Source organism: Thioclava atlantica, from assembly GCF_000737065.1.
Lineage (GTDB): Bacteria > Pseudomonadota > Alphaproteobacteria > Rhodobacterales > Rhodobacteraceae > Thioclava > Thioclava atlantica.
On the sequence record NZ_AQRC01000001.1, the window covers coordinates 389,199 to 408,776 of the forward strand.

17 protein-coding genes and 2 pseudogenes are annotated in these 19,578 nt (G+C 66.9%); 13 read left to right on the top strand and 6 right to left on the bottom strand.

Annotated features, from left to right (window positions below; translation table 11 throughout):
- Positions 1 to 143: 143 nt before the first annotated feature.
- Positions 144 to 1,229: an esterase-like activity of phytase family protein gene (locus DW2_RS01895; RefSeq protein ID WP_038142990.1), complete on the bottom strand. Its 1,086-nt coding sequence runs from the start codon at positions 1,227 to 1,229 to the stop codon at positions 144 to 146.
- A 555-nt stretch (positions 1,230 to 1,784) separates the two neighbouring features.
- Here DW2_RS01895 and DW2_RS01900 point away from each other — a divergent pair.
- On the top strand, positions 1,785 to 4,658 hold the full coding sequence (locus DW2_RS01900) for a ribonuclease E/G (protein ID WP_038142993.1): 2,874 nt from the start codon (positions 1,785 to 1,787) through the stop codon (positions 4,656 to 4,658).
- Between the two features lie 87 nt (positions 4,659 to 4,745).
- Here the strand turns inward: DW2_RS01900 and DW2_RS01905 are convergent, their stop codons facing one another.
- The gene (locus DW2_RS01905) at positions 4,746 to 4,973 is read right to left on the bottom strand and encodes a sulfurtransferase TusA family protein (protein ID WP_038142994.1); all 228 of its coding nucleotides are present in this window, start codon (positions 4,971 to 4,973) and stop codon (positions 4,746 to 4,748) included.
- A 93-nt stretch (positions 4,974 to 5,066) separates the two neighbouring features.
- Here DW2_RS01905 and DW2_RS01910 point away from each other — a divergent pair, with 93 nt between their 5' ends.
- The 7 genes and pseudogenes from DW2_RS01910 (at position 5,067) to DW2_RS01930 (ending at position 9,376) form a co-directional block, all read left to right on the top strand.
- Complete coding sequence (locus DW2_RS01910; RefSeq protein WP_038142996.1) at positions 5,067 to 5,810, top strand: cytochrome c biogenesis CcdA family protein; 744 nt, start codon at positions 5,067 to 5,069, stop codon at positions 5,808 to 5,810.
- 120 nt (positions 5,811 to 5,930) lie between these two features.
- Positions 5,931 to 6,098: pseudogene (locus tag DW2_RS19275) on the top strand (hypothetical protein); the annotation flags it as partial.
- Positions 6,099 to 6,331: 233 nt separating this feature from the next.
- A pseudogene (locus DW2_RS20375) lies at positions 6,332 to 6,571 on the top strand (glycosyltransferase family 25 protein); the annotation flags it as partial.
- Positions 6,553 to 7,146, top strand: coding sequence for a glycosyltransferase family 25 protein (locus DW2_RS01915; protein ID WP_272944415.1), 594 nt, complete (start codon positions 6,553 to 6,555; stop codon positions 7,144 to 7,146). The pseudogene DW2_RS20375 and the gene DW2_RS01915, both read left to right, overlap by 19 nt.
- 45 nt (positions 7,147 to 7,191) lie before the next feature.
- The gene (locus DW2_RS01920) at positions 7,192 to 7,890 is read left to right on the top strand and encodes a TerB family tellurite resistance protein (protein ID WP_038143001.1); all 699 of its coding nucleotides are present in this window, start codon (positions 7,192 to 7,194) and stop codon (positions 7,888 to 7,890) included.
- The gene (locus DW2_RS01925) at positions 7,890 to 8,918 is read left to right on the top strand and encodes an endonuclease/exonuclease/phosphatase family protein (protein WP_038143003.1); all 1,029 of its coding nucleotides are present in this window, start codon (positions 7,890 to 7,892) and stop codon (positions 8,916 to 8,918) included. Before DW2_RS01920 ends, DW2_RS01925 begins: the two co-directional genes overlap by 1 nt.
- Positions 8,919 to 8,950: 32 nt before the next feature.
- Positions 8,951 to 9,376 (top strand): hypothetical protein, encoded by a 426-nt coding sequence (locus DW2_RS01930; RefSeq protein ID WP_051855140.1) that lies wholly within the window; start codon positions 8,951 to 8,953, stop codon positions 9,374 to 9,376.
- Here the strand turns inward: DW2_RS01930 and DW2_RS01935 are convergent.
- From DW2_RS01935 to DW2_RS01950, 4 genes are read right to left on the bottom strand one after another with little or no spacing between them, the layout of a single operon-like run.
- On the bottom strand, positions 9,373 to 10,923 hold the full coding sequence (locus DW2_RS01935; RefSeq protein ID WP_038143006.1) for a Ppx/GppA family phosphatase: 1,551 nt from the start codon (positions 10,921 to 10,923) through the stop codon (positions 9,373 to 9,375). The genes DW2_RS01930 and DW2_RS01935 overlap by 4 nt on opposite strands.
- A 39-nt stretch (positions 10,924 to 10,962) precedes the next feature.
- Complete coding sequence (locus tag DW2_RS01940; protein WP_038143008.1) at positions 10,963 to 13,128, bottom strand: RNA degradosome polyphosphate kinase; 2,166 nt, start codon at positions 13,126 to 13,128, stop codon at positions 10,963 to 10,965.
- Between the two features lie 50 nt (positions 13,129 to 13,178).
- Complete coding sequence (locus DW2_RS01945; protein WP_038143010.1) at positions 13,179 to 13,853, bottom strand: P-loop NTPase family protein; 675 nt, start codon at positions 13,851 to 13,853, stop codon at positions 13,179 to 13,181.
- Position 13,854: 1 nt separating this feature from the next.
- Entirely contained in the window at positions 13,855 to 15,000 is a 1,146-nt protein-coding gene (locus DW2_RS01950) for an AI-2E family transporter (protein WP_038143012.1), read from the bottom strand.
- A gap of 279 nt (positions 15,001 to 15,279) precedes the next feature.
- Between DW2_RS01950 and proS the strand changes: the two genes are divergently transcribed.
- From proS to DW2_RS01980, 5 genes are all read left to right on the top strand, one after another.
- A complete protein-coding gene (proS, locus tag DW2_RS01960; RefSeq protein ID WP_038143015.1) occupies positions 15,280 to 16,617 on the top strand; it encodes a proline--tRNA ligase in 1,338 nt (445 codons plus the stop codon).
- Entirely contained in the window at positions 16,604 to 17,098 is a 495-nt protein-coding gene (locus DW2_RS01965) for a hypothetical protein (protein ID WP_038143017.1), read from the top strand. Before proS ends, DW2_RS01965 begins: the two co-directional genes overlap by 14 nt.
- A gap of 121 nt (positions 17,099 to 17,219) precedes the next feature.
- A complete protein-coding gene (locus tag DW2_RS01970; protein WP_038143021.1) occupies positions 17,220 to 18,512 on the top strand; it encodes a lipoprotein-releasing ABC transporter permease subunit in 1,293 nt (430 codons plus the stop codon).
- The gene (locus DW2_RS01975) at positions 18,505 to 19,185 is read left to right on the top strand and encodes an ABC transporter ATP-binding protein (protein ID WP_038143024.1); all 681 of its coding nucleotides are present in this window, start codon (positions 18,505 to 18,507) and stop codon (positions 19,183 to 19,185) included. The genes DW2_RS01970 and DW2_RS01975 overlap by 8 nt, the downstream gene beginning before the upstream one ends.
- Before the next feature lie 10 nt (positions 19,186 to 19,195).
- Complete coding sequence (locus DW2_RS01980) at positions 19,196 to 19,519, top strand: arsenate reductase family protein (protein WP_038143027.1); 324 nt, start codon at positions 19,196 to 19,198, stop codon at positions 19,517 to 19,519.
- The last annotated feature ends 59 nt before the right edge of the window (positions 19,520 to 19,578 follow it).

Below are 19,578 nucleotides of genomic sequence, written 5' to 3' on the forward strand. Positions count from 1 at the left end.
GGATATTTCGGGCATTTGGAAGCGGATACGGGTCTTCCAAATGCTCGGAAATATCCCGGGGGAGGCTGCCGGCAGGCAGCCGGGGGCAGCGCCCCTCTTGCGCCGCGGATTGTCGCCATTCACCGACGGGGGGCGCCCCTCGTTCAGTTCGTGTGGTCCGGGCGGTCGATCTCGAAGAGCTTGAAGCGGGTCGCGCGGTGGCGCGCGAAATGGTTGTCGCTGACCGTGAGCAGGGTATCCTTGCCGTCGATCACCGGGCCGAAGGCGAGACCTTCGAGATCGTCCGCCGTGATCCCCGTCATGCCCGGGCGCAGCGCGAACCATAGGTCCTTCTGCACCGGCAGGTCATGGGCGAGGTCGAGCCGGTCCTGCCCGTTCACATTGGTCGCGCCCACCGTGGAGACCACGTAGAAGCGGATATTGCTGCCGCTTCCCTCGGCTTCGGCGCGTTCCACCGCGACGAGCCGGCCATCGGGCAGGCTCGCAAGGGCGCTGAGGCCGTTTGCCGCCCGGCCCCCGATCGTCGCGGGGCGCGCGGGGATCGTGTCGGTCAGGTAGAGATATTGCGCCACCGGCTTCAGCGAGCGGCTGTCCGTGATCAGGAGCCGGATCGGGCTCGGCGCGGTGAAGCTCGCCTCGGGCCCGTCCTGTCGCAGCGCGCTCCCGGTCGCGCCCACGAGAAGGTGCGCGTCGCGGTTCAGCGTGAGCCCTTCGAACCCCTGTCCGGCGCGGGTGCCGTGGGCCCTGCCACCCCGGGGCAGGAAGGCCGGGGGCAGGGAGAGGGCGCGCGGATGCGCCGCGCCCCGGGGCAGGACGTAGAGCGCGGGCGAGCCATCGGCGGCCTCTACGGACCAGAACACGGCGCCCTCCCGGGGATCGACCGCGATCCCGCCGCCATCGCTGCCGCCGGGGGCCCATCCGCTCTGGCCGGGGGCTGGCAGGTCTTCCTCGCCCGCGATGTCGAGCCCGGCGAAGCGCCCGTCCTTCACCGAGACGGCGAGCCGGTAGACACGCGGAGCGCCGTGATCGCCGTCCGGCTCGCTGAGCGCGAAGAACGCGCCGCTTTTCGGATCGTAGGAGAGCCCGGAAATCGCGCCGAAAGGGATGCCACCCAGCGACAGACCGCTTGGCAGGGCGATCTCGCCGACGAGTTCGGGCGCGGGGAGAGGGCCTGCGCCGGCCGCATGGGGCAGCAGAAACAGGACCGACATCAGAACGTTGAGGCGCATCGGGAAAACTCCGTCTTGCTTCGCCCGAAAGGGTAGGCCGCGCCCTGTCTTCGCTCCACGCGATTTGCCTCGCGCTGAATCACTTTGACGTGGCGTGGCCCGCCGCAGCGCCGCAAAACGCCCCCCGCGCGGGTGCAATTCCCCCCGTCCGATCGAGAATTCGATTGTGTTTCATCCGCGCGTGCCGCTATTGTCGCAGTTAGTCGGCCTCGCTCGCAAACCGCGAGGCTCACGGAATTCGCTGATCTCCGGGCTCTTTCGGCGCGAGTGCCGCGCAAGGGCCCCGAGTCAACCGATTGGCCGCAAGGCCGCAAGTTTGTCTCCCTCTGCCGTCTGGACGGGATGGAGGCCGTTGAATGGGCGCGTAACGCCGAAAAGGCTGCGCGCTTTGGAAAGAACCGCGATGGTGCGTGACAGGATTTCGCAGATGAGGACGGGCAGGCCGCGGGCCACCGCCATCTGTGCGCATGTCCGCACCCGCCTCAAGGACAGATCCGGCCCTGCACTGCTCTCCGCCCCGGCGGGGATGGCAGGGGGCTGGCCAAATGGATTTACATGGCAAAGAAGATGCTCATCGATGCCACCCACGCGGAAGAGACCCGCGTCGTGGTGGTGGACGGAAACAAGGTCGAGGAATTCGACTTTGAGACGATCAACAAGCGGCAGCTCGCCGGCAATATCTATCTCGCAAAGGTAACCCGGGTCGAACCGTCGCTTCAGGCGGCCTTCGTCGATTACGGCGGAAACCGTCACGGTTTCCTCGCCTTCGCCGAGATCCACCCCGATTACTACCAGATCCCGGTCGCTGATCGCGAAGCGCTTCTCGAAGAGGAGCGTCAGCTCGCCGAGGCCGCAGCCGAGGAAGAGGACAAGCCGAAATCCTCGCGTCGCCGGCGCCCGCGCCGGTCCCCGGCCAAGGCCGAGAAGGCCGCGCAGGACGATGCGGTTCTGAGCTCGGAGGAAATCCCGGGCATGGCCGTCGTCGATCTCGACGAGGGCGAGACCGAGGAGGGGGCGAGCGAGACCGACGCGTCGGACGAGGCGTCGCAAGCCGAGCAGGCCCCTGTCGAAGCCCAGACCGGCGACACATCCACCGGTGACAAACCCGCCGATGACGCCGCCGAAGAGACGAGCGTCGAGGAAACCGGCGCCGAGGATGAGGCTTCCGAGGAGGAAGCCGAGGCCGATCACGGGATCGAGTCGGTCGCCGACGAGGATGTCCAGGAAGAGATCCGCCCGGCCCGCAAGCCGCGCGCGCGCCGCTACAAGATCCAGGAAGTGATCAAGGTGCGCCAGATCATGCTGGTGCAGGTCGTCAAGGAAGAGCGTGGCAACAAGGGCGCCGCGCTGACCACCTATCTCTCGCTCGCGGGCCGCTATTGCGTGCTGATGCCCAACACGGCGCGCGGCGGCGGGATTTCCCGCAAGATCACCAACGCGCCCGACCGCAAGAAGCTCAAGGAAATCGCCTCGGGCCTCGAAGTGCCGAAAGGGGCGGGCCTGATCATCCGCACCGCCGGCGCGCAGCGCACCAAGACCGAGATCAAGCGCGATTACGAATATCTGATGCGCCTGTGGGAGCAGATCCGCGATCTGACCATGAAATCGGTCGCGCCCGCCCCGATCTACGAGGAAGGCGACCTCATCAAGCGCTCGATCCGTGATCTCTATTCGAAGGATATCGACGAGGTGCTCGTCGAGGGCGAGCGCGGCTATCGCCTGGCCAAGGACTTCATGAAGATGATCATGCCGTCCCACGCCAAGAACGTGAAGCACTACACCGATGCGCTGCCGCTCTTCGCGCGCTTCCAGGTGGAGAGCTATCTCGGCTCGATGTTCAACCCGGTGGTGCAGCTCAAGTCGGGCGGCTACATCGTGATCGGCATCACCGAGGCGCTCGTCGCGATCGACGTGAACTCCGGGAAGGCCACGAAGGAAGGGTCGATCGAGGAGACCGCGCTCAAGACCAACCTGGAGGCCGCCGAGGAGGTGGCCCGCCAGCTGCGCCTGCGCGACCTCGCGGGCCTGATCGTGATCGACTTCATCGACATGGAAGAGCGCAAGAACAACGCCTCCGTCGAGAAGAAGCTGAAGGACAAGCTCAAGACCGACCGCGCCCGCATCCAGGTGGGCCGGATCTCGGGCTTCGGCCTGCTGGAGATGAGCCGCCAGCGCCTGCGCCCGGGCATGCTCGAATCCACCACCCAGCCCTGCAGCCATTGCCACGGCACCGGCATCATCCGTTCCGATGACAGCCTGGCGCTCAGCGTGCTGCGTGCGATCGAGGAAGAAGGCACCCGCAAGCGCACGCGCGAGGTTCTGGTGCGCGCGCCGGTCGCGGTGGCGAATTACCTGATGAACGCCAAGCGCGAGCATATCGCCCTCATCGAGGCGCGCTACGGGATGTCGGTGCGCATCGAGGCGGCGCCGGAACTGGTCTCGCCCGATTTCACGATCGAGAAGTTCAAGACCGCGACCCGCCCCGTTGCCGATCTCGCCAGCCCCGTCGTCTCCGTTTCCGCGAGCCTGATGGCCGAAATCGACGACGAGGACGAGACCGAGGAAGACGAGACCGAGACCGAGACCGAGGCCGAGGCGACCGAGGCGGCGGCCGAGGACGAGAATGGCGATCAGCCGAAGAAGAAGCGCCGTCGTCGCCGCCGTCGGCGGAAGTCGAACGGCGATCAGGCCGATCAGGAAAACGGCACGCAGGACGCCGTCTCCGAGGAGGCTGCGGCGCAAGCCCAGCCCGAAGCCGAAGCCGAAGCGCAGGCCGCTCCCGAGGCGGAAGGCGAGGCCAAGCCCGAGGCCGCCGAGGCGGAGGCGGAGGCGCCCAAGCCGAAGCGCCGGTCGCGTGCGCGCAAGAAGGTGGAAGAGCCCAAGACCGAAGAGCCCAAGGCTGAGGAGCCTGCGGTTGCCGCCGAAGCCCCCACCGAGGCGGAAGCGTCCGCGGCCGAGGAAAAGCCGAAACGCCGCACCCGGTCGCGCAAGAAGGTGACGCCGGAGGGTGAGGCTCAGGCCGCGATCGAGGGCAGCGCCTCGATGCCCGAGGCCGAGGAAGCCCCCAAGCCGAAGCGCCGCACGCGGTCGCGCAAGAAGGTCGAGGAGCCGGTCGCCACGGCCGAGGGTCAGGAGCCCGGGACGCCCGAGCCCGACGCTCCGGCCGAGCCGGTCGAGACGCCGCAGCCCGATGCGCCCGTCGAGGTGCCCGAACCCACCCCGACCGAAGAGCCCGACGTGACGCCGGACGAGGGCCCCGAAGCGCCCGAGCCCGAAATGCCGGTGGAGCAGCCCTTCGAGACGCCCCAGCCCGATGCGCCGGTGGAGATCCCGCCGCCCGCGACGGCCGAGGCCGAGCAGGAGCGGGGCGAGATCCTCGTCGAGGAAAAACCCAAGCCGCGCCGCCGCGGCTGGTGGAACCGCGGCTGAGCGCTGCGAACGGGAACGAAAGAAAAGGCCGGGCAAGTCGCCCGGCCTTTTTCGTGGCTGCTCGTCGTGAGGGGTAAGCCGGGTCCCTCAGGCCTTGCGCACGAGATAGACCTTTATGCCCTCCCAGTCCTCGGCCTCGACGAGCTCATGGCCGGTCTGCGCGCAGAAATGGGGCACGTCCACCCAGGACGCGCCATCGGTCGCCTCGAGCCGCACCAGCGCCCCGGCGGGCAGTTCCTCGAGCGCCTTGCGCAGCCGCAGGACGGGGAGCGGGCATAACAGCCCGCGCGCGTCGATATGAAGATCGATCTGCATGATCCGCGCTTACGCCCGACGCGCGGTATTGTCCACGCGGTTGTGACCTCACGCCCAGGTGACCGCGCGTGTGCAATCCGCTATGGGAAGGACATGTTTGGAATCGATCTCGTCTCCGCCGCCTTCCTCCCCGCCGCGCTCGTCGCGCTGGCGGCGGGCCTGCTGTCCTTTCTCAGCCCCTGCGTGCTGCCCATCGTGCCGCCCTATCTGGCCTATATGGGCGGGGTTTCGATGGGCGATCTGCGCGAGGGCAAGCGCTCGGCGGTGCTGCCTGCGATCTTCTTCGTGCTCGGGCTCTCGACGGTCTTTCTGTTCATGGGCTTCGCCGCCTCGACCTTCGGGCGTTTCTTCCTCACCAATCAGGTGCTCTTCGGACGCATCGCGGGCGGCGTGATCATTATCCTCGGGCTGCATTTCCTCGGCCTGTTCCGGATCCCGATCCTCGACCGCGAGGCGCGGCTCGACGCGGGCGACCGGGGCGGCTCGAGCCTCGGCGCTTATATCCTCGGGCTTGCCTTCGCCTTCGGCTGGACGCCCTGCATCGGCCCGCAGCTCGGCGCGATCCTGTCGCTCGCCGCGCAAGGAGGCGATCAGCTGCGCGGCACGGCGCTGCTCGCGGTCTACGCGATGGGGCTCGGCATTCCCTTCCTGCTCGCCGCGCTCTTCATCCAGCGCGCGATCGGAGTGATGAACCGGCTCAAGAAATACATGGGCGTGATCGAAAAGACGATGGGCGCGCTTCTGGTGGTGGTCGGGTTGCTCCTGCTCACCAACGCCTTCTCGGCGATCAGCTTCTGGCTGCTCGACACCTTCCCCGGACTTGCGAAACTGGGGTGAGGCCAGGGGGCTCGCCCGACCGAGAGCTGTCAGTGAAGAGCTGTTGAGCCTTTCACTCTCGACGGACAGGGCGGACGAATGCCGGACAGTCCGCCACCTCAACGGTTAACCGCCGGGAAGAAGGAGAGGGGCGCCGAGGATATCATCGTGATCTGCGGCGGTGTCATCCCGCAACAGGATTACGAGTTCCTCAAGAAAGCGGGGGTCAAGGCGATCTTCGGACCGGGGACCAACATTCCCGCCGCCGCGCGCGAGATCCTCGACATCATCCGCACCACGCGCAGCTGAGCCTGCGGGGTGAAGAGGGGGCTGGGGGCGCTGCCTCCCCCGTTGCTGAATGGCGACAATTTGAAGTCAAGCAGGAGGTGTCGCCATCGGGCGCTTTCTCTCGAGCAAACTCCAGCCAGGTGAACTGTGGCTTTCCGGCATTCTCGAGCGCCTTCTGGCGGAAAATCCGGTCGGTGTCTTTGGTTCCCGCCGCGATTGGGCTAGAGACGGCCTGGGAGCCGGGCGGGGTGAATATGCAAGAGATCCCAACTTATCTGATCAATCTGGCGCGGCGGCCCGACCGTCTTGCAGGGATTGAGGCGCGGTGTGCCGAACTTGGCCTGTCCTTAGAGAGGTTGAACGCGGTCGACGCGCGTGAGATCGACCCCGTGCGGCTCGACGCGAATGGGCCAGCTGAAGGGCCGATCGGGCCGCTTTCCGACGCTGCGCGTGCCTGTACCGCGAGCCATGTCCGTTGCTGGCAACGTTTGGTCGAAAGCGAGGCTTCGCGCTCGTTCTTGAGGATGACGTGGCGCTCCGGCCCGAGCTCGCCCCGCTCCTTTCCGATAGCGACTGGATTCCGAACGAATTTGGCCTGATCAAGGTCGAGAAATATAACGCTCATAGGGTGTCGAAGCTTCTGATGGGAGCGGCCGTTCGGGTGGCGGACCAGAAGGGGGTCGCGATCCGGCGCCTCTTTTCCCGTCACACCGGCTCCGCAGGTTATATCATTTCGCGCTCTGCGGCTCAGCGCACCCTGCGTTACATAGGCCGGATCGACGTGCCGATAGATCATTTCCTCTTCAATGAAACTGTGTCGCCGATGCTCGGCCCGGAATTTCGTCCCGCGATGCTGATCCCGTCCGTGGTTGCGCAGCTTCCCGATCCGGGCGGGAGCGTTATTGCCATCGTGCCACCGCCCGGCATCGCGACGCGGTGGCAGCGCCGCATGTTGAGTTTCCGGCGCGCGCGTGCCGAGGCGCGTCTCTGGCACAAGCAGATTTTCTGGACGATCACCGGCCGCGCGCGCGTCGTCGCGGTCACATTCGAGCCAATTGGCCGGGAATGAGCGCTGACGGGTGTCAAACCGCGGCGAAACCGCTAATTTAGGAATATGGACAAGCCGGTTTCCCTCTGGTCGCGCATCGCGCAGGCGCTCTCCGCCCTCGGGCGGGGCGAGGGTCTGTCTGCGGTCTTCGACAATCTGCGCGCGCCGCCCGAGCGTTCGGTCGCCTTCACCATCGCGGTGATCGCGCTCGGGGCGAAGATGGCCAAGGCCGACGGGCAGGTGACCCGCGACGAGGTGGCGGCGTTCCGGCGGATCTTCCAGATCCCGCCCGACGAGGAGGGCAACGCGGCGCGCATCTTCAACATGGCGCGCACCGATGTCGCGGGATTCGACGCCTATGCGCGCAAGATCGCGCGGATGTTCGGGCCCGGTGCGGATGTGCTCAAGGATGTGCTCGAGGGGCTGTTCTTCATCGCGATGGCCGATGGCGACTATCACGAGGGCGAGGATGCCTTCCTGCATGAGGTCGCACGCATCTTCGGGCTCGAGGAATGCTGTTTCCGCGCGATGCGCTCGGCCTTCGTGCCCGATGCCGAACCCGATCCCTGGTCGGTGCTCGAGCTCGAGCCCGGCACGCCGCTCGAGGAGGTGCGCAAGGCCTGGCGCGCCAAGGTGCGCGAGGCCCATCCCGACCGCGCGATCGCGCGCGGACTGCCGGAGGAAGCGGTGCAGCTGGCCGAGGCGCGGGTGATCGCGCTCAACAAGGCCTGGGAGGAGATCCGCGCCAGCCGCGCGGAGGCCTGATGCGCATCGCGGCCTGGAATATCGAATGGTTCAACAACCTGTTCGACCGGGAAGGCAAGCTGCTCGAGGACACTGAATGGTCGGCGCGCTACAAGGTGACGCGGGGCGAGCAGCTGGGCGCGATCGGGATCGTGCTGAGCGCGCTCGATGCCGACGTGATCCTGATCGTCGAGGCGCCCGACGACAATCACCGCCATCACACGGTCGACATGCTCGAGCGGTTCGCGGCGAAATACGAGCTGCGCCAGCGCAAGGCGATGATCGGCTTCACCAACGACACCCAGCAGGAGATCGCGCTGCTCTACGATCCCGAGATGGTCGCGGCGCGCCACGATCCGCAACGCTCGGAGACCTGGCCGCGTTTCGACGGGGAGATGAAGATCGATCTCGATATCGACGCGCGGCTCGACACGGTGAGCTTCTCCAAGCCCCCGCTCGAGGCGGCGCTCGAATGCGGCGGCGGGCGGGTGATCCGACTGATCGGGGTGCATGTGAAGGCGAAAGCCCCGCATGGCATCACCAGCGAGGCGGCGGCGATCCGGATCGCGATCGAGAACCGCCGCAAGCAGCTCGCGCAGTCGATCTGGCTGCGTGGCCGGGTGGAGGAACATCTCGCGGCGGGCGACAGCCTGATCGTGCTGGGCGATTTCAATGACGGTCCGGGGCTCGACGAATACGAGAAGCTCTTCGGGCGCTCGAGCGTCGAGATCGTCGCGGGCGAGGGCGGGCCGGAGGCGTTGCGGCTCTGCGATCCGCATGCCCAGCTGAGCGCCGCCCATCACACGGCTGCGGCGCCCAGTTCGGCGCGGTTCTATCTCGCGAGCGAGAAACAGTATTTCTCGGCAATGCTCGACTATGTGATGCTCTCGCCCGATCTGGCGGCGCAGGCGCGCGGCTGGCGGATCTGGCACCCGTTCGACGATCCGCATATCTACCGGGTGCCGGAGCTGCGCGAGGCGCTGTTGCAGGCCTCGGATCATTTTCCGGTCTCGGTCGATCTCGATCTCGCCCCCGCCAAGCAGGCGTGATTTTCCCGCGCGGCTGGCGTAGGATCGGGGCTATGAAAGCGCTGATCGCCCCCGTCCTGATCGTCTCGCTCCTGGCCGCGCCGGTCCGCGCGCAGGAGGAGGAGGGCGATGTCGATCGCGGGGTGACGCTGCTCGAACAGGGGGCGGAGCTTCTGCTGCGCGGCTTGATCGAGGAGATGCGACCCAAGCTCGACGAGATGCAGAAGGGGCTCGAGGAGGCCGCGCGCGAGATGGGGCCGAAACTGGGGCAGTTCCTCGCGCTGATCGACGATATCCGAAATTACGAGGCGCCCGAGCGGCTGCCCAATGGCGATATCGTTCTGCGTCGCAAGCCCGGCGCCCCGCCGCCTCCGCCGCTGCTGAGCGAACCGCCCGTGCCGGGACCCGATGGCGGGCCGGAACCTTCGCCGGAGCGACAGCGGCCGCAGGAAAGCCCCGAGAACGGGATCGAGCTTTAGCCGGAGACTTTCGGTTCGGCCTTGAGCGCAGTGGCGAGCGAGCGGAAGCGCGACTCGGCCACCTCTCCGTAAAATGCCGTCCCGCGCCTCGTCAGCTTGAGTTCCAGCACGTTGTCCTTGCGCGAATAGAAGAGCTCGCCCGCATCGGCGGGGCTGTGGGTGGCGAACATGGCGCCGAAACGCATCGCCTTGCCCAGAACCTCGGCCTCCTGCAGCTGGTCCTCGCTCAGCAGCCCGAGGAACGGGTCGAGCCGCGAGCCCGAGCGGGAATTCTTGTAGCGGTGCAGGAGCGCGACGCCGAGCCAGATCCGTTCGGCATGCGACATCGCCGAGTAGTTCGCGCGGGTGACATTCTCGAAGCAGGCCTCGGCGCGGTAATCGGGATGGGTGCGCCAGGTCGTGTCATGGAGCAGGCAGGCCGCGCGCACGAGGCGGAATTTCTCGGGCGGGAGCGGGCCGAAGATCGGCTCGATGAAGCTGTGGAGCTTCTTGCCGAAGCCGGGCATGCGCGACATCACCCGCTCGGTATGGCGGCAGGCCTCGATCAGCGGATCGCGGCGGCGCAGCCGTTCGGGCATCTGTTCGTACAGGAGCCCCTCGCGGATCCCGTAGGCCGAGACGTCGATCTCGCGGGGCTGGAAAGTGTCGATCAGCTCGCGCAGGACCTGCGTCGCGAGCGGGACCAGCTCCATCCGGGCGGCCGAGGTGCCGGTCTTGGAGCGCAGTTTCTCCATGTCCGATTTGCCGATCCAGTCGATCGTCTCGATCAGGCCTTCCGGGTCCATCCGGTATTCGTGGAGCACCAGAAGCGGATATCCGCGCCGCTCCATGTCGAGCCGCGCGATGGCGCGCCATGAGCCGCCCACGAGGTAGATCCGCTCGTGGCCGGTGCCGACCTGCTGGGCAAGCTCGGCGATGGTGGCGCGGATATGGGCGGTGACCGCCTTCTTCCCGCCCTCGATCTGCTGCAGCCGGAACGGGCCGAGCTGCGAGGTGGCGCGACGCCAGACCTTGCCGGCACGGATCTCGGCCAGCTCCATCGAATTGCCGCCGATATCGCAGACCAGCCCCTCGGCCTCGGGCCAGCCCAGAAGCACGCCCTGCGCGCTCAGCCGCGCCTCTTCGAGCCCGTCGATCACATGAACCTTGAGCCCGGTCTCCTTCTCGATCTGACGGTGGTAGTCGGGCCCGTCCTCGGCATCGCGCATCGCGGCGGTGGCGACGCAGGTCAGCGGGCCGATCTCCATCCCTTCCGCAAGCGCGGCGAAGCGACGGAGTGCGACGAGACCGCGCTCACGTCCCTGCGGGTTGAGGCGGCCGGTCTCGGCCAGCCCCTGACCGAGGCCCGCCATGACTTTCTCGTTGAAGAAATAGGCCGGGCTGCGGGCGGCACCGTCGAACACCACCATCCGGATCGAGTTGGAGCCGATATCGACCACGCCCACGCGCGAGAGCGCGCGCACCGACGGATCGTCGAAAAGCGGCTGCCCGAAGGGATCCCAATCGTCGCTATCGCCAGTTTCGTGCGGCGCCTTGCGTTTGTTCATCGAGTCCGTCCGAGTGAGTCGTTCGCCCCAACGCTAGGGCTAGTCGAAGCTATGGGCAAGTTTGGGAACGTCGCTTGCCCCCGCGGAACCGCGTCCCGAGAGCGAGGGGAATTCCATGAAGAAGCGGTGGCAGGAGAACAGGTCGTCCTTGCCGTCGGGCAGGTGCCGGATGAACTTGCCGTCGGGCTGCAGGATCCAGCTCTGCGCCTCGTCGGCCATGTTCGCGGCCATGATCTGGTTCACGATCTGCGCCTTCACAGTCGGGTTCTTGGCCTCGATCAGCGTCTCGACCCGGCGGTTGAGATTGCGCCCCATCCAGTCGGCCGAGGAAAAGAAGACCCGCGCATGTTCGGAGGGCAGGGCGTGGCCGTTGCCGAAGCAGACGATGCGCGAATGTTCGAGGAAACGCCCGACGATGGATTTGACGCGGATATTCTCGGACAGGCCCTTGATGCCGGGGCGGATGCCGCAGATGCCGCGGATCACGAGGCTGATCTTCACCCCCGCCTGGCTGGCGCGGTAGAGCGCGTCGATCACGTCGGGCTCGATCAGCGAATTCATCTTGGCCCAGATCTCGGCGGGTTTGCCGGCCCTGGCATGGGAGATCTCGCGCTCGATCAGGTCCAGCAGCCGCGGCTTGAGCGTGATCGGCGAGATCGCGAGGTTCTCCAGCCCCTCGGGCTGCACATAGCCCGACAGGTAGTTGAACACCTTCGTCGCGTCGCGCCCGAGTGCCGCGTCGCAGGTGAAGAAGCTCAGGTCGGTGTAGATCTTCGCGGTGATCGGGTGGTAGTTGCCGGTCCCGTAATGGGTATAGGTCACGAGCTGGTCGCCCTCGCGGCGCACCACGGTCGAGATCTTGGCATGCGTCTTGTAGTTGATGAAGCCGTAGACGACATGCGCGCCCGCGCGTTCGAGCCGGCGCGACTGGCGGATATTGGCGGCCTCGTCGAACCGCGCCTTGAGCTCCACCAGTGCGGTGACCGATTTGCCCGCCTCCGCCGCCTCGCACAGCGCCGAGACGATCGGGCTGTCCTTCGAGGTGCGGTAGAGCGTCTGCTTGATCGCGAGCACATTGGGATCGTTCGCCGCCTGGTCGAGGAAACGCACCACCAGATCGAAGGTCTCGTAGGGGTGGTGCAGCAGGATGTCCTTCTGCTTGATCGCGGCGAACATGTCGCCCTCGTGATCCTGCACGCGCTCGGGCACGCGCGGGGTGAAGGGTGGCCAGAGCAGGTCGGGGCGCTCGGACAGCACGAGCTCCTTCACGTCGGCGATGCCCACCAGCCCCTTTTCCGCCACGACCTCGTCGGGATCGACATGCAGCTCTTCCATGACGAGCGCCTGCAGGTCCTCGGGCGCGCCCGCCGAGACCGACATCCGGATCACCTGGCCCCGCCTGCGGCGCTTCAATGCGGTCTCGAATTCGCGCACGAGATCTTCGGCCTCGTCCTCGACCTCGAGATCGCTGTCGCGCAGCACCCGGAACGAGCACGACCCGATATCGCGATAGCCCGGGAAGAGCGATCCGAGATGGATCATCAGGAGCTGTTCGAGCGGCAGGAACCGCGCCTCGCCCGGCAGGCGCACGAAGCGGTCGATCTGCTGCGGGATCGGCAGGAGCGCCTGGAGCCGGCGCTGGTCCTTCTCGCGCTCCAGTTCGAGCGCGAGACAGAAGCCGGTATTCGGGATGAAGGGGAAGGGATGGGCCGGGTCGATCGCGAGCGGCGAGAGCACCGGGAAGACCTTGTTGAGGAAGTGGTCGGCGAGGAAATCGAGATCGCGCTTGGTGAGCCGCGAGCGCGAGACCACATGGATGCCCTCGCGTTCCATCTCGCGCTTGAGCGCCGACCAGGTGGCCTGCTGCGTGTCCATCAGCCGCCGCGCATTGGCGTTGATCTTGGCCAGCTGCTCGGCCGGGGTGAGCCCGTCATCGGAGGGGTTCACGTTGCTTTCGCGCACCAGCTCCATCAGGCCCGCGACGCGCACGGTGTAGAATTCATCGAGGTTGGTGGCCGAGATCGACAGGAAGCGCACCCGCTCCAGAAGCGGCACGCGCGGATTGCGCGCCTCTTCGAGCACCCGCCAGTTGAAGGCGAGCCAGCTCAGTTCCCGGTTGAAGAACCGTCCCGGCCCCTCGATCTCGCCGGGCGGCAGCGTGACCGGGGTGGGGAAGGGGGACTTGAGGAAATCTGCCTGGGTCATGGGGCTCTTTTCGTTGCGGATTGTGTGGCCTCTATGACAGTTTGCGCAGCTCAGTCGAGACTGTCCAGCACCTCGGCCGCAAGCCTCTGGGTGATCGCACGGCGCTGCGCGAGCGCCTGGCGGTCGAGCGCGGCCACGAGCTTGCGGGCGGTGGCGAGCGAGCGGTCCATCCGGGTCACCAGCCACGCGATCAGGTTGGGCGGCACGGTCAGCTGTCGATCGGCGAAGAGCTTGACCAGCACCGCCGAGAGCAGCGCGTCATCGGGGGGCGAGATCCGCACGGTGGCGGTCGCTTCCATCCGTGAAATCAGGTCGGGGAGCGTCATCCCCCAGTCGCGGGGTGGGGTGCGCGCGGTCAGCAGAAGCTGCCCGCCCTCGGCCTGCATGAGGTTGTGCAGATGGAACAGCGCGCGTTGATGGTCGAGGCTTTGCGCCACGGCCTCGGCATCCTCGATCACCGCCGCGCCTTGCGCGACGAGCTCGGGCGCCATTTCCTCGGTCAGGTCGCGGGCGCGGCGAAGTGCCGCGCCGTGCTCGTCGGCCCAGATCGCGGCGAGATGGGTCTTGCCCGCCCCTTCGGGCCCGATCAGGATCATCCGTCCCAGCGGCCAGCTCGGGGGCGAATCGAGCGTGGTCAGCGCAAGCGCGTTCGCGGGTGCGATGAAGAAATCCTCGCGCCCCTGCGCCGAGCGCAGGTGCAGCGGGAAGGTCAACTGCTCGGCCATCTTAGCCCTCGGTATCTCGCGTTTCGGCCGCGCTCGTCACCGTTCCGGTCGTCTCGTTGATCAGTCCGGGTGGCGCGTCACCGGGCGGATTACTACGCCCCGACTGGCCGCGATAGAGCGCCCCGTGCAAATATTGGTCGATGAGGAAGCGTGCAACCACTCCGATCACCGCAGCGACCGGAACCGCGACCAGCATGCCGACGAAACCGAACAGCGTGCCGAAGGCGGAGAGCGCGAAGATCAGCCAGAGCGGGTGGAGGCCCACCGAATTGCCCATCAGGCGCGGGGTGATGAAATTGCCTTCCATGAACTGGCCGAAGGCGAAGATGCCGGCGACGATGCCGATCTGCAGCCAGTCGCCCCAGAACTGGAACAACGCGAGCCCGATCGCCAGAATCCCGCCGATGATCGCCCCGATATAGGGAATGAAGGTCAGCGCCCCCGCGATCGAGCCCACGAGAAGACCGAAATCGAGCCCCGCGGCCATCAGCGCGACGGCGTAGAAGGTCCCGAGCACGAGGCAGACCGTGACCTGTCCGCGCACGAAGCCCGACAGCACCTTGTCGATATCGCGCGCGATCCGGCGAATGGTGGGCGCATGGTCGCGCGGCAGCCAGCCATCGACCTTCGCGACCATCCGATCCCAGTCGAGCAGCATGTAGAAGGCCACGACCGGCACGACGACGATGAAGACGATGACATTGACAAGCGTCATGGCCGAGCTGAGCAGGGTCGAGGCGAGTTCGCCGCCGCGCGCCTTGATCGCCTCGCCGAGACTGTTGAGCGTGTCGTTGATCACCGAGTTCTGCAACAGATCGGGGAACCGCTCGGTCAGGAAGCCCTGCAGCGATTTCACCAGGTCGGGGGCGAGGGCGATGAATTGTCCGAGCTGGCGCACCAGCATCGGCACCACGGCGAGCGAGAGCACCACGAAGGCCACCACCGCGATCAGCGCGATCACCGCGGTCGAGGCGGTCCGGCTCAGGCCCAGCTTTTCCAGCCGGTCGGCCAGCGGGTCGAGGAAATAGGCGATCGCGCCGCCCATCACGAAGGGCAGGATGACATTGCCCAGCCACCACAGCGCGAACACGAAGACCAGCGCGGCGATGCTCCAATAGGTGGCTTGCTTGCGGGCGGGCAGGGCCATGCGGGTTCCTCTCGGGATGTGTCGCCTTAACGTGGCGGATTGCGGGGGGAAATCAAGTGGGGCTCTGCCCGCGGGGCGCGGAGGTTCCCGTGCCTTTCCATGCCGACGAGCGCGTGCGGCGTCGGAACCTGCCGGGCAGCCGTTCCCTCGATCGTTCCGTCGATCGTTCGCGCAAGATCGCACGCGCGGAGCGGTGTCATATCCCCATGGATCTTGCCCAGAGGCCCGCTTTCCTCTAGGCGGAACACAACCGATCAAACCAAGCCCAAAGGACCGCAGATGCGCCTTTCCCGCTATTTCCTCCCCGTTCTTAAGGAAACGCCCGCCGAGGCGCAGATCGCCTCGCATCGGCTGATGCTGCGTGCGGGCATGATCAAGCAGCAACAGGCCGGTATCTATTCCTGGCTGCCGCTGGGCTACAAGGTGCTCAAGCGCATCGAGCAGATCGTCCACGAAGAGCAGATCCGCGCCGGGCATATCCCGCTGCTGATGCCGACGCTCCAGCCCGCCGACCTGTGGCGCGAGTCGGGCCGCTACGACGCCTACGGCCCCGAGATGCTGCGCATCAAGGATCGCCACGACCGCGACATGCTCTACGGACCGACCAACGAGGAGATGATCACCGACATCTTCCGCAGCCATGTCGAGAGCTACAAGCAGCTGCCGCTGACGCTCTACCACATCCAGTGGAAATTCCGCGACGAGGTGCGTCCGCGCTTCGGCGTCATGCGCGGCCGCGAATTCCTGATGAAGGACGGCTACAATTTCGACCTGACCAAGGAAGACGCGCTGCACGCCTATAACCGCCACATGGTCAGCTACCTGCGCACCTATGAGCGCATGGGCCTGACCGCGATTCCGATGCGTGCCGATAGCGGCCCGATCGGTGGCGATGACACGCATGAGTTCCTCGTGCTGGCCGAGACCGGCGAGTCGGAAGTCTTCTACGATGCCAAGGTGCCCGAGCTGAAGCTGGGCGACCGGCAGGTCGATTACGACAATCGCGAAGAGGTCGCAGGCATCTGCGAGGAGTTCACCACCCTTTACGCGCGCACCGACGAGACCCATGACGAGGCGCTGTTCAACGAGATCCCCGAGGAGCGCCGCCAGGTCGGCCGCGGCATCGAGGTCGGGCAGATCTTCTATTTCGGCACCAAGTATTCCGAGCCGATGGGCGCGACCGTGAACACTCCCGATCAGGGCAAGGTGCCGGTCCATATGGGGTCGCACGGGATCGGCGTGAGCCGCCTCGTCGGCGCGCTGATCGAGGCGAACCACGACGAGAAGGGCATCATCTGGCCCGAGGGCGTGACCCCCTTCCATGTCGGCATCGTCAATCTCAAGCAGGGCGATGTCAGCTGCGACAGCGCCTGCGAGGCGCTTTACCGCGCTTTCGCCGAGCACGGGCTCGAGCCGCTCTATGACGACCGCGAGGAGCGGGCGGGGGCGAAATTCGCCACGATGGACCTGATCGGTCTGCCCTGGCGGATCACCGTCGGCCCGCGCGGGATCGCGGCGAACAAGGTGGAACTCACCTGCCGCCGCACCGGCGAGAGCGAGGAGATGTCGGCAGAGGCGGCGGTCGAGAAGGTGGCCGCGATCTATGCCGCGCTTTGAGGCCATCCTCGCGCTCGGCGCGGCGCTCGCCGTCGCGCCGATGGCGCAGGCGGGCGGGCTCGTCGCGTGGTCGGACGAGGCGCTCGGGATCACCGCCGAGGTGCCGCAGGGCTGGGGCTCGGATACGCTGCCCGGCGGCGGCGTGCTCTTCACCGCCCCCGGCGGAGAGCCGCGCCATGCCCCCCATGTCGCGCTGCGCGCCTATCCCGATCCGGGGGCCGATCTGGGCCCGGCCCATGACCAGAGCCTGCGCGCGCTGCTGCTCGACGGGGCGCAGGTGACCTCGGATCAGAGTGACGCGCAGGGTTTCGAGATCCGCGCCACCGATCCCTCGGGCAAGGTCGAACTGATCCGCACGCTGCGGCTGGCCTGTCCCTCGGGGCCGGTCCTCGCCACGGTTCGGATCGACTACCCGGCGGACCGGGCCGAGGAGATGGCGCCGCTTCTGGCCGATGTGCCGGGAAGTCTCGCCTGCGAGTGAGCCCCCTCGCGGATGAGGGGAACCTCCGGGCCGGCGCGGAGTTGCGCTGGCGTGAATGGTGCGGGCTTGACCTTCGCGGCCCGCCGGGCCAGCTTGCGCCGGATTTTCGTGGATGGAGCTTATGGCCGCACGCACAGCCCCGTTTTCCCGTTTCGAGTTCATGATCGCCTGGCGGTACCTGCGCGCGCGCCGTGCCGAGGGCGGCGTCTCGACCATGACCTGGATCTCGCTCATCGGCATCGCCCTCGGTGTGGCCGCGCTGATTGCCACGCTCGCGGTGCGGGCGGGCTTCCGCGACGAATTCGTGAGCACGATCGTCGGGTCGAATCCGCAGATCACGGTCTATTCCGCGCCGACCGAGGTGGTCGAGGGCTCGGGCGTCTATTCCCGGCTGATCCGCGATTTCGAGGCGCGTACCGAACGGATCAAGAAGATCCCCGGCGTCGTCAGCGCCGCCCCCGCGATCCGCGGTCAGGCGATGGTGAGCTTCGGCGACCGCTCGAACGTGGCCGATGTCTACGGGCTCGCGCTCTCCGATCTCAAGAATATCCCCAATATCGCCCATTCCGACGAGGCGCAGGGCAATATCGACGATCTCGGGCAGGGCATCGCCCTGGGCGTCGGCATGGCGCGCGATCTCGGCGTGACGGTGGGCGACACGGTCAAACTGATCTCGCCCAGCGGCGCCAAGACGCCCTTCGGCACCTCGCCGCGCGTCAATGCCTACAAGGTCGTCTATATCTTCTCGGCCGGGCGCTACGACATCGACCAGACCCGGCTCTACATGCCCTTCAAGGAGGCGCAGAGCTATTTCAACCGCGAGGGCGGGGCGGATGAGATCGATGTCGACGTGGCAGATCCCGACAATGTCGCGGACTGGGAACCCGCGATCTCCGATGCGAGCGGCAAGGGCACCCTGATCTGGACCTGGAAGGACGCTTCGGGCAGCTTCCTGCGCGCGCTCACGATCGAGGATAACGTGATGTTCGTGATCCTCGCGATCCTCGTGCTGATCGCCTCGATGAATATCACGTCGGGGCTGATCATGCTGGTGAAGAACAAGGGCCGCGATATCGGCATCCTGCGCACGATGGGCCTGAGCCAGGGTTCGATCATGCGCGTCTTCTTCCTCTGCGGCGCCTTCACCGGCGTGATCGGCACGGTGGCCGGTCTCGCGCTCGGCGTGCTGTTCGCGCTCAATATCGACAGCATCATGGGCTTCGTGAACTGGATCAATGGCGGCCCGGCCTGGGACCCGTCGATCCGCGGCATCTACCAGCTGCCCGCGAAGCTCCAGCCCTGGGACGTGCTCAAGGCGGTGGGGCTCGCGCTGTCGCTCTCCTTCGTGGTCACGATCTTCCCCGCGCGCCGGGCCGCGCGCATGGATCCGGTGGAGGCGCTGCGCTATGAGTGAGGTTCTGATCTGCGAAGGGCTCGAGAAGAGCTACAACAAGGGGCGGCCGAACGAGATCAAGGTGCTGCGCGGTCTCGATCTGACGATCCCGAAGGGTCAGGTCACGGCGCTCGTGGCGCCGTCGGGGGCGGGCAAGTCGACGCTGCTGCATATCGCGGGGCTGCTCGACACCCCGGATGCGGGCCGGGTCGTGATCGACGGCGAGGATCTGACCGGCGCGCGCGACGGACGGCGCACCGCGGCGCGGCGCGAGAAACTGGGTTTCATCTACCAGTTTCACCACCTGCTGCCCGAATTCTCCGCCGCGGAGAACATCATCCTGCCGCAGCTCGCCAATGGCCAGAGCCGCGCGGCGGCCGAGGCGCGCGCCGCCGATCTTCTGGACCGGGTGGGGCTGACCGAGCGCATTGACCACCGTCCCTCGGCGCTCTCGGGCGGCGAGCAGCAGCGCGTGGCGTTCTGTCGGGCGCTCGCCAATGCGCCGAGCCTGCTTCTGGCGGACGAACCCACCGGCAATCTCGACCCGGCGACCTCCGACCGGGTGTTCGACGTCCTGATGGCGCTGGTGCGCGATACCGGGCTTGCGGCGCTGATCGCGACCCATAACCTCGAACTCGCCGCCAAGATGGACCGGGTGGTGCGGCTCGAGAACGGAATGCTGAGCGAAGGCTGAGGAGAGGCTGATGATCGTCTACGGGATTTCGACCTGTGACACGGTGCGCAAGGCGCGCAAGGCGCTGGAAGCTGCGGGCCGCGAGGTGGAATTTCGCGACGTGCGGGCCGAACCGCTCTCGTCGGCGGAGACCGCCGAGTTCGAGGCGGCCTTCGGCGACAAGATCGTGAACCGGGCCTCGACGACCTGGCGCAGCCTCTCCGAGGCCGAGCGCGCGGCGCCCGTGGCCGATCTGCTGCGCGCCCATCCCGCGCTGATGAAGCGTCCGGTGATCCGCGAGGGCGGGAAACTCACGCTGGGCTGGGCGAAGCCGGTTCAGGCCGAGTGGCTCTGAACTTCACCTGGTCCCAAATACCCCCGCCGGAGGCATCCGCCGCTGCCGTCCCGCATCGC

Bases quoted from the DNA above. Each gene is read 5' to 3' on its own strand.
- DW2_RS01895 (WP_038142990.1), bottom strand. From the start codon at position 1,229: ATGCGCCTCAACGTTCTGATGTCGGTCCTGTTTCTGCTGCCCCATGCG.
- DW2_RS01900 (WP_038142993.1), top strand. From the start codon at position 1,785: ATGGCAAAGAAGATGCTCATCGATGCCACCCACGCGGAAGAGACCCGC.
- DW2_RS01905 (WP_038142994.1), bottom strand. From the start codon at position 4,973: ATGCAGATCGATCTTCATATCGACGCGCGCGGGCTGTTATGCCCGCTC.
- DW2_RS01910 (WP_038142996.1), top strand. From the start codon at position 5,067: ATGTTTGGAATCGATCTCGTCTCCGCCGCCTTCCTCCCCGCCGCGCTC.
- DW2_RS01920 (WP_038143001.1), top strand. From the start codon at position 7,192: ATGGACAAGCCGGTTTCCCTCTGGTCGCGCATCGCGCAGGCGCTCTCC.
- DW2_RS01925 (WP_038143003.1), top strand. From the start codon at position 7,890: ATGCGCATCGCGGCCTGGAATATCGAATGGTTCAACAACCTGTTCGAC.
- DW2_RS01930 (WP_051855140.1), top strand. From the start codon at position 8,951: ATGAAAGCGCTGATCGCCCCCGTCCTGATCGTCTCGCTCCTGGCCGCG.
- DW2_RS01935 (WP_038143006.1), bottom strand. From the start codon at position 10,923: ATGAACAAACGCAAGGCGCCGCACGAAACTGGCGATAGCGACGATTGG.
- DW2_RS01940 (WP_038143008.1), bottom strand. From the start codon at position 13,128: ATGACCCAGGCAGATTTCCTCAAGTCCCCCTTCCCCACCCCGGTCACG.
- DW2_RS01945 (WP_038143010.1), bottom strand. From the start codon at position 13,853: ATGGCCGAGCAGTTGACCTTCCCGCTGCACCTGCGCTCGGCGCAGGGG.
- DW2_RS01950 (WP_038143012.1), bottom strand. From the start codon at position 15,000: ATGGCCCTGCCCGCCCGCAAGCAAGCCACCTATTGGAGCATCGCCGCG.
- proS (WP_038143015.1), top strand. From the start codon at position 15,280: ATGCGCCTTTCCCGCTATTTCCTCCCCGTTCTTAAGGAAACGCCCGCC.
- DW2_RS01965 (WP_038143017.1), top strand. From the start codon at position 16,604: ATGCCGCGCTTTGAGGCCATCCTCGCGCTCGGCGCGGCGCTCGCCGTC.
- DW2_RS01970 (WP_038143021.1), top strand. From the start codon at position 17,220: ATGGCCGCACGCACAGCCCCGTTTTCCCGTTTCGAGTTCATGATCGCC.
- DW2_RS01975 (WP_038143024.1), top strand. From the start codon at position 18,505: ATGAGTGAGGTTCTGATCTGCGAAGGGCTCGAGAAGAGCTACAACAAG.
- DW2_RS01980 (WP_038143027.1), top strand. From the start codon at position 19,196: ATGATCGTCTACGGGATTTCGACCTGTGACACGGTGCGCAAGGCGCGC.